This is a genomic window from Bacteroidota bacterium (assembly GCA_039111535.1).
Taxonomy (GTDB): domain Bacteria; phylum Bacteroidota; class Rhodothermia; order Rhodothermales; family JAHQVL01; genus JBCCIM01.
This window is the reverse complement of the sequence record JBCCIM010000236.1, coordinates 1-9,024: the sequence shown is the minus strand read 5'-3', so window position 1 is coordinate 9,024 and position 9,024 is coordinate 1. Positions and strand designations below refer to the sequence as shown.

General features: G+C 51.2%; 7 protein-coding genes. 5 read left to right on the top strand and 2 right to left on the bottom strand.

Going from position 1 to position 9,024, the window contains the following annotated elements; genetic code table 11:
• Positions 1–271 precede the first annotated feature (271 nt).
• The 5 genes from AAF564_23980 to AAF564_23960 all read left to right on the top strand — a co-directional run bounded on the left by AAF564_23980 (position 272) and on the right by AAF564_23960 (position 7,302).
• The gene (locus tag AAF564_23980; protein ID MEM8488629.1) at positions 272–634 is read left to right on the top strand and encodes a hypothetical protein; all 363 of its coding nucleotides are present in this window, start codon (positions 272–274) and stop codon (positions 632–634) included.
• 205 nt (positions 635–839) lie between these two features.
• Complete coding sequence (gene tig, locus AAF564_23975) at positions 840–2,201, top strand: trigger factor (GenBank protein MEM8488628.1); 1,362 nt, start codon at positions 840–842, stop codon at positions 2,199–2,201.
• Between the two features lie 321 nt (positions 2,202–2,522).
• Positions 2,523–3,221: an ATP-dependent Clp protease proteolytic subunit gene (locus AAF564_23970; protein MEM8488627.1), complete on the top strand. Its 699-nt coding sequence runs from the start codon at positions 2,523–2,525 to the stop codon at positions 3,219–3,221.
• Between the two features lie 219 nt (positions 3,222–3,440).
• Positions 3,441–6,863 carry a ThuA domain-containing protein gene (locus AAF564_23965; GenBank protein MEM8488626.1) on the top strand — a complete coding sequence of 1,141 codons (3,423 nt, stop codon included), beginning with the start codon at positions 3,441–3,443 and terminating at the stop codon, positions 6,861–6,863.
• Between the two features lie 28 nt (positions 6,864–6,891).
• Complete coding sequence (locus AAF564_23960; protein ID MEM8488625.1) at positions 6,892–7,302, top strand: DoxX family protein; 411 nt, start codon at positions 6,892–6,894, stop codon at positions 7,300–7,302.
• A gap of 3 nt (positions 7,303–7,305) precedes the next feature.
• Here AAF564_23960 and AAF564_23955 read toward each other — a convergent pair whose 3' ends face one another.
• Both AAF564_23955 and AAF564_23950 read right to left on the bottom strand, forming a co-directional pair.
• Positions 7,306–8,271, bottom strand: a complete 966-nt coding sequence (locus tag AAF564_23955; GenBank protein ID MEM8488624.1) for an ABC transporter permease — start codon at positions 8,269–8,271, stop codon at positions 7,306–7,308.
• Between the two features lie 162 nt (positions 8,272–8,433).
• A partial coding sequence (locus AAF564_23950) for a DUF1080 domain-containing protein (protein MEM8488623.1) occupies positions 8,434–9,024 on the bottom strand: 591 nt, incomplete at its 5' end.

Genomic DNA, 9,024 nt, shown 5'->3' with positions numbered 1-9,024 from the left:
TTCGGGGTTTTCGTTCTTCCGTGTTTCGGGGTTTTCGTTCTTCCGTGTTTCGGGGTTTTCGTTCTTCCGTGTTTCGGGGTTTTCGTTCTTCCGTGTTTCCGTATTAGGGTCACATATCCCCAACTCCTCACTCCCAACTCCTCACTCCCAACTCCTCACTCCCAACTCCTCACTCCCAACTCCTCACTCCCAACTCCTCACTCAATTAAGTCCCCCACCTACCGTGCCGATATACCTGTTACGCTATCGCATATTAAGCCTGTAACTTCGCATGCTCTCGCCAAAAAACAGAAGCGAGAGGGAAGAAGTAATGCTCACCAGCCGTTTCCGCGACCCCCAAAAGCGGCTTTTTTTTACGAAGGCACTGCTGTTTCCCAATCGTATTGAACTTAGTGGCATGGCTTTGACGGGTATGTACCATCGTCTTTTGATGCTCGACGGTATTGAACATGTTGAGTGGAAAGCTGGGCAGCTCAAAAAAGCAAACCTCACGTTTTGGATGCGTGATGGCACAAAACTCCGCTATTGGATGAATAGCGCCGGGTTGTGGAAGTATATGATTGATGCCAACGTACGTAACCTCTCTCGCCAGTTGCCCCAACAAGCCGGCCCTACACAAACCGGTAGTGTATAGCACAGCAGCCAGATCGAAACCGAGTGGCAGCCCTGAAATATGTAGTACCCTTCAATGTGTTGCATTGCTGAAATATGCCGGCAAATCTACCCGCTTGCTTTTACCGATCCAGGGGCAGGAACCACAGCCACGCTACCCGGATTCAATTGGCCTCTTTATTTCATCCGCACAGCGGAAATCTCTTCAAGAATAGCAGGCCAACATCGTGCAAACCACCATCAAGCAAGTCACTCCCGTAGAATACGAACTGGAAATTGATGCAACGGCAAAAGATCTGGCGCCCAAAATTAACCAGCGGCTCAAGGCCCAGCAGGCGCAGATTTCTCTAAAAGGATTTCGGAAAGGCAAAGTACCGATGCCGATCCTGAAGAAAATGTTTGGTGAGTCTCTGGTAATGGAAGTAATCGAGCGCGAAGTGCTTGGGGTGTTCCAGAGCGAAGTTATCGAGCCTGATGAGCTCAAAGTGGTTGGTATGCCGAGCTTTGGCGACTTTGATTATAAGCTTGATGGCGACCTGCACGCAGTATTGAAATTTGGCGTACATCCTGAAATCGAGATCAAAGACCTCTCTGGCGAGAAAATCATGAAGCTCGTGCACGAGGTTTCTGATGAAGAGGTGGACGATCAGATCAAACAGATGCGCCTACAGGATGCTGAGCTAAGTGAACGCAAGCGGGGTGGCATCAAAGAAACTGACCATGTCACCATTGACATGCAACGCCTCGATGCTGAGAGCAAAACGCCCATCATTGGAGAGCGTGAAGAAGATGTTGCTTTCTTTGTAGATGACGAAAAACTGAAAGATGCGCTGCGCGCCGGCCTGCTTGGCAAAAAGGCAGAAGCCACTTTCCAGGTTGAGCTGCCCGTAGAAGAGACACCTGAGGGCGAAGTAGAAGCCACCGCACCTTACGAAGTGACGGTGAAAGAGGTTAAGCAGCGTACGTTGCCTGAACTCGATGCCGAGTTTGTCAAGAAAGTCACCCGTGAAGAAGCGGAAGACGAAGCCGGCCTTAAAGACTTTGTCAAAAGTCAGATTGGCAAAGGGTTTGAAGAAGAATCCCGCAAGCTGCTCGAGAGCGAGCTGATGACGCGGATGATCGAACTGCACGACTTCCCCGTGCCCAATGCAGCGGTTGACATCTTTATCAATTCTTTTGTAGAAGACATCAAGCGGAAAAACAACAATGAACTGCCTGAAGGGTTTGATATGGCCTCTTTCAGTGCAGCCAACCGCGATTACGCAGAACAGCAAGCGCGCTGGAAAATGATGCGTGATACGATGGTTGAACAGCAATCCCTTGAAGTGACCGATGAAGACCGCTCAGCTTATTTCCTCGAAGTGAGCGGAGGGAGTGAAGAGACAGCAAGCGCGTTTGAGCAGTACTACAAAAGCATGCAAGGCGCCATGGACATGATCAACGAACAACTCCTCAGCAAAAAGCTGTTTGGCTACCTTGCTGAACAGGTAACCCTGGAAGAGCTGAATAAAGATGAGTACATGGAAGCATTAAAAGCCAAGCGCGAAGCACAGATGGAAGCTGAAAACGAAGCCGATCCTGTATCCTGAGGCACATCGGGTTTTTCCAGGATATTAATGTAGCCAGGCCTCGCGCGCATGTCTTCCGGCGTTTTTTTATAGCTGAAACGTTCTTGCCGCATTTCCATTAAAGATTAGCGTCTGCTTCAACAACATTTGGGCGGTATTTGTCTGGTGCTGTCAAGTTTGTAAAAGTATTGTTTGAGATGCGTATTGCGGAGAAGCCGTATTGAGAGAAGCAGTGCATCGGTCGATACAATAGCAAGCAATAATTGCTGAATGCTAAAACAGCATAAACCAGGTTGATACCGCTGGTCGGATAAAAACTATTTATCAAGTCAAAATAGATCTATGGTTGAAGATTTTCTGAAGTTCAGTAAGAGCCTGCAGGTCCCAGGCGAAATTTATAGCCGGCCGTTCCAGGAACAGCCCCTTGGCGCCCTTGTGCCGATGGTTGTTGAGCAAACAACCCGCGGTGAACGCGCCTATGATATTTTTAGTATGCTGCTCAAGCAGCGGATCGTTATGATCGGTACGCCGATCAACGATCAGATTGCCAACCTTGCGGTTGCACAGCTCCTCTACCTTGCCAGTGAAGATCCGGATCGTGATATCAACATCTACATCAACTCCCCCGGTGGCGTAGTGTACAGCGGTCTTGCGATTTATGATACCATGCAGTTCATCTCCACGCCTATTGCCACCATCTGTGTGGGCCTTGCGGCGTCTATGGGGTCTGTATTGCTTGCTGCAGGTACACATGGCCGGCGTGCTTCGCTGCCAAACTCTCGTATTATGCTGCACCAGCCTTCGGGTGGTAGCCAGGGTACGGCTGCGGATATCGAAATCCAGGCGCGAGAAATTCTGTGGCTCAAGAAACGCCTCTACGAGATTCTTGCCGAGCATTCTGGCAGAACGTACGAGCAGCTGCAGGAAGACTCCGAGCGTGATTATTGGTTGAGTGCAACCGAGGCCCAGGAATACGGCCTCATTGATAACGTGCTTAAGCCAAGCAAAAGCACTGATGCCAGCAAGAATGGCAAAGAATAGCCGCATGGGCTTCTAAAGCTGGCTAACAATATTAAAAGGCTGATTCCTTCGGGTGTCAGCCTTTTTTGTTTATCCGGGGGATTTTAGTCACTTTTGACACGCACTGATTTTTTTCAAGCTACCTAGTTCGCTTAATTTCCTATTTTAAGGGACCCACCTGCTGCAATAGCCTCCACCAACGTAGCAGCACCACCGTTAGCCACATAGTCTGTTGTTGTCATGAAAAAACCATTTTATCAGCGGAAGCTGTTTCTGTTTTCTGTTGTACCGCTTGCCCTGTTGGCCGCCTACTTTCTCTTTTTTCGGGATAATGGTGGCGAAATCAACGTGCTTGTGTTCTCCTCGACCGAACAGTTCAGGCATGATTCAATTGAGCCGGGTATAGCGGCTGTCAGGCAATTGGGTGAAACGCATGGATTTACCGTGCTGGCAACAGAAGATGCTTCCGTGTTTCATGAAGAAGCCCTTCAGGCATACAATGTTGTGCTGTTTCTCAATACAACGGGTGATGTGCTGAACGATGCCCAACAAATTGAATTTAACCGGTTCATTCAGGCTGGTGGTGGCTTTGTTGGTGTCCATGCTGCTGCGGATACAGAGTACGACTGGCCCTGGTATGGTGAACTTGTTGGAGGTTGGTTCAAGAGCCATCCTATGGATCCGAATGTGCGCGAAGGCGCGTTGCAAGTTGTTGATGCCGACCATCCGGGCGCGCAAGGGCTGCCGGCCACCTGGAATAAAGAAGATGAGTGGTACGAATACCGGTCGGTTCATGAAGAAGTAGAAGTGCTCCTGACCATTGATGAGTTGTCGTACAAAAGCGAAGACGAGTCACCGGCTGCAGCGCCGCGCCCAATTGCATGGTATCGGGAATACGATGGCGGACGTTCATTCTATACAGGACTCGGCCACACGGCTGCATCGTACGAAGACGAGCTCTTTTTATCACACCTTTGGGGTGGTATTCAGTATGCCGCTGGTGAGGGCCGGCCCGTTGATTTCAACAACGCCACGGTTGCGCCAGAGCAAAACCGCTACATGAAGCAGGTGTTGGTTGATAACCTCAACGAGCCCATGGAACTGGAATACCTGGGCAATGGCCGCATTCTTTTTGTTGAGCGCCATGGAGATGTCAAGTTATACGATCGCGCGACAGGTGAAACGGAAACGATTGCAACCGTCAATGTTTACTCTGATCTCGAAGAAGGCTTGCTCGGCGTTGCCGCTGATCCAGACTATGCAAACAACAACTGGATCTATATGTCTTATTCAGCGCCCGACGCCGACGAAATCCGGTTGTCGCGTTTTGATCTGGTAGATAAAACGCTCGATTTTGAAAGCGAGAAAGTGCTGTTTACTGTGCCAGTACAGCGCGACCAGTGTTGCCACGTGGCCGGCTCCATTGAATTTGGCCCGGATGGTAATCTCTTTCTTTCCATCGGTGACAATACCAGCCCCCGCGATACCGGCTATGGCCCGATCGACGAACGCGAGGGGCGTGGGCCATGGGATGCGCAAAAGTCATCGTCTAATACCAATGACCTACGCGGCAGCATCATGCGCATCAAGCCAGAGGTTGATGGTACCTACAGCATCCCCGATGGTAACCTGTTTCCGAAAGATGGATCTGGCGGCCGGCCGGAGATCTTTGTGCTGGGTAACCGCAATCCGTTCCGTATCGCTATCGACCAGCGTACGGGGTACCTCTACTGGGGAGAAATTGGCCCAGATGCCGGCGAAGACAGCACAAGCAGAGGTTCTCGTGGGTACGATGAAGTTAACCAGGCAAAAGCCGCCGGCTTCTTCGGATGGCCTTATTTCATCGGCGATAACCAGGCCTATAACGACCACAGCTTTGAGACGGAAGAATCGGGACCACTTTTCGATGTAAACGCCCCGATCAACGACTCACCAAATAATACCGGCGCTCGCGAGTTGCCCCCTGCGCAGCCGGCTTTTATCTGGTATCCTTACGGCCCGTCAGAAAAATTTCCACTGGTAGGAAGCGGCGGCCGAAATGCCATGGCCGGCCCCGTGTATTACTATGATGATTATGCATCCTCCGAAGGCAAAATTCCGGAATACTACGACGGTAAACTCTTCATTTATGATTGGATGCGTGGTTGGATGATGGCGGTGACCATGGATGAAGAAGGTAACTACGTGCGCATGGAGCCCTTCCTGTCCAGTATGGAATTCATCAACCCGATGGACATGCTTTTTGCCCCGGATGGTACAATCTACATGCTCGAATACGGACCCTCCTGGTTCTCCGGCAGTCCCCAGGCTCGCCTGTCGCACATTGCCTATATCCAGGGCAATCGACCGCCGCTTGCAGCCATTGAGGCGGACCAAAGCGTTGGCGCTGTCCCCCTTGATGTGCAGTTCACCTCTGCCTCCATCGATTATGACAATGATGAACTGGCGTATAGCTGGGACTTTGGCGACGGTACGACATCCACAGAAGCCAATCCGGCGCATACCTACAACACGGCCGGCGAATATGCCGTGAGTCTCACGGTAAGTGACCCGGAAGGTGAGCGCGCCAGCACAAGTTTCAAGGTGCTGGCCGGCAACGGGTTGCCGGCGCTTTCCTTTGACATTGTAGGAGGAAGCAGCACCTTTTACTGGGATGATTCTGTGATAGAATACGCGATTGCGCTGACTGACGAAGAAGATGGTAGCCTGGTTGATGGTGGGATAAATCCTGGTGATGTTACCCTGACAATGGACTATCTCGAGCGAGGTACTGACCTTGCTTTGCCTGTTCTTGGTCATGAAGCCATGATGGATGCTACGCGCTCATTGGTGGGCAAGCAACTGGTTGAAGCATCAGACTGCGCCGGCTGTCATTTTGTCGATCAGGCATCGGTTGGTCCCACTTACAAGGACATCGCCATACGTTACCAGGGTGACGCAAAAGCGCCGGCTATGCTGGCCGAGAAAATTGTCAATGGCGGCGGCGGCAATTGGGGCGAAGTTGTAATGGCGGCCCATCCGCAGGTGTCGGTTGCTGAAGCCAGGAAGATGGCAGAATACATTCTGTCGATTGATGGCAACGCGGCATCGGCACCCGGCTTGCCGCTCAATGGATCGTATACTTTCACAGACCACAAAGGCCAGGAAGAAGCCGGGACCTACACTTTTATAGCAACCTACACAGACCGCGGTGGAGAGGGTGTTGGACCGCTCACGGTGCGTGACGTGGTTACTTTGCGCAGCCCACGCATTGCAGCGGTTGATTACGACGAGGCCAAAGATGCCCAAAGCGTAACAGCGCCAGAAGATGCTCCCGGGGGCCTCGGTGGACGGCAACTATTGCTCGGCGCTCATGGCGCTGAAGTAATTTACAAAAATATTGACCTGCGCGGTATCGGTGGGATCAAGGGTACGTTTGTGGTTGCGCCGACGTTTACGACCGGAGGGCATGTAGATATTTATCTCGGCAGTCCCGACGGACAATTACTGGGCACCATGGATGTAGCGCAGGGCTTGACAGACTTTGGAGAAAAGGATGTTTCGATTGCGTTTCCTGAAATCGATGGTACGCAGGACCTCGTTTTTGTATATCGGAATGAAGACGAAGATGGCCTGGTTTGTATCGGGATTTCATTCCAGTTTAACCGCGCAACGGCGTCATAATTGATCTGAACAGCAAGAGGAATATATAATGGAAGGGATTGCGATCCTGGCGCCGGCCCTGTTTTTAAAGTTGGCCTGCCTGGCGTTTTTGAGTATCCTGTTTTTACAATCAGGTTTGGACAAAGTGTTCAACTACAAAGGAAACCTCGACTACTTCAAAAGCCACTTTGCCAACAGTCCATTAAAAAATACGGTAGGACTCATGATGCCGGCAATCACGCTACTTGAGGTAGCAGCCGGCGTATTGTCTGCTGTGGGTCTTGTGCTGCTCCTGCTAAATGGAGAAACGCAGGTTGGTTTGCTAGGGGCGCAGGTATCCCTGTTGTCTATTATTGCGCTCTTCTTTGGGCAGCGCGTGGCGCAGGACTATGCCGGCGCAAGCACGCTGGTTGGGTATTTCCTTGTTGCCGCAGCAAGCGTGTATATACTCGGCTTTTAGGCGCTACGATTTTAGCCTGTGCTTTTGCTGGTCAATCATGACTGCGCCTACAATGATGGCGCCAATGATAATTTCCTGCACAAAGTTGGGGACGCCAAGCATGTTACATCCGTTGCGGAGTACAGCCATGATGAGCGCACCGATAAAAGAGCCGATGGCGGTGCCCTCGCCGCCATTCAGGGATGCGCCGCCAATGACCACTGCTGCGATAATGTCGAGCTCGAGCCCTACTGCAGATGTAGGGTCGCCAATGGTGAGATAGCTGTATTGCATGATCGCGGCTATGCCCGTGAATACACCACAGAGGGTATAGATGATGATTTTCATCAGGTCTACGCGGACGCCACAGAGACGGGCAGTTTCTTCGTTTGAGCCAATGGCATAAACATATCGGCCAAAGATGGTGTAGCGGAGTGCTATAGCGGATACAAGCAAGAGGAGCAGAGCGATCCAGATTCCTGGTGCAAAAACAAGCCAACCGGGTTCGGGGTCGATGAGCATCAGGGCTTGCAGCCAGTTGTCATCGGTTGGTACCGTTTGTTCAGAACCAATCCACTTGGCAGCACCACGTGCAATTTGCATGGTGCCGAGCGTGACGATAAAAGGAGCCACACCAAACCGGGTGATAAAAAAGGCTGCGATGGCCCCTACGGCGGCACAGGCTAAAATACCTCCAAGCGCCCCAACGGCAGGCCACCATCCACCGCCACCCATATTGAGCAAAACCGCGGTTACCACCGTACCCAGCGCAATCTGCGACCCGACACTCAGGTCAATACCCCGCGAGATAATGACAAAGGTCATCCCCAGTGCTGCAATCCCTATGATTACGCTCTGGGTGAAAATGGTTTTAAGGTTATAGAATGATGTGAACGCCTGCGGGCTGAGTACAGCAAACAGCATGAACACAAAGAGCAAGCCCCAGAACGGTCCGGAAGCTGCGAGGAATTGTTTGAGCTTTGAAGACATAGGGGGCGGGCTACTACAGGGGTTACGAGGCAAAAAACAGTGCGCAGCCTTACGCCGGGCAACTGCTTTTTTATGCGATTAAGGAGGGCATAGTTAGCAGGACCATCAAGCAAAAAACTAACTTCAATCACTCCTCACTCCTCACTCCTCACTCCTCACTCCTCACTCAATTATTTTCACCATCACATTTTTATAGTAGATCACGCTTTCCGGGTCGTGACCCTGGAGGGCGATGGTACCGCTTGAGAGCTTGCGCCGGCGCATGTTTTCTGGTCTGAGCTCATTGGCAGGTTCTTCGTAGTCAGTTACTACCTCGCCGTTCACCCGAATTTGGATCCAGTTATCTTTTACAATGATGTGCTGGGTGAACCACTCGTTGTCTTTCGCCGGCGAATTGTCTATTACATCGGCGATGGCATACAGGCCGCCAGTTTTTTTAGGATCGCTATGGGTGTTATTGACCTGGACCTCATAGCCTTTCTCTGGCCAGCCTTCATCGAGAAATTCGGTATGGAAATACATCCCCGAGTTCGCTCCGGGCTTGGTCATAATATCTGCTTTGAACTCGAAGTTCTTAAAATTGTGGTCGCCGACATCGCCAACATAAAAGAGGTGGGAGCGCGGCCCATCAACTTTAATGCTGCCATTTTCAACACTGAAGGTGCCTGTGTTTTCATTGGCACGCCATCCGTTCAGGGAAACGCCGTCAAATAAGGTCACCCATTCGCCATCAAATTCTTCGAGTGGGAGGAG

Coding starts and splice junctions, on each gene's coding strand:
- AAF564_23980 (MEM8488629.1), top strand. CDS start 272: ATGCTCTCGCCAAAAAACAGAAGCGAGAGGGAAGAAGTAATGCTCACC.
- AAF564_23970 (MEM8488627.1), top strand. CDS start 2,523: ATGGTTGAAGATTTTCTGAAGTTCAGTAAGAGCCTGCAGGTCCCAGGC.
- AAF564_23965 (MEM8488626.1), top strand. CDS start 3,441: ATGAAAAAACCATTTTATCAGCGGAAGCTGTTTCTGTTTTCTGTTGTA.
- AAF564_23960 (MEM8488625.1), top strand. CDS start 6,892: ATGGAAGGGATTGCGATCCTGGCGCCGGCCCTGTTTTTAAAGTTGGCC.
- AAF564_23955 (MEM8488624.1), bottom strand. CDS start 8,271: ATGTCTTCAAAGCTCAAACAATTCCTCGCAGCTTCCGGACCGTTCTGG.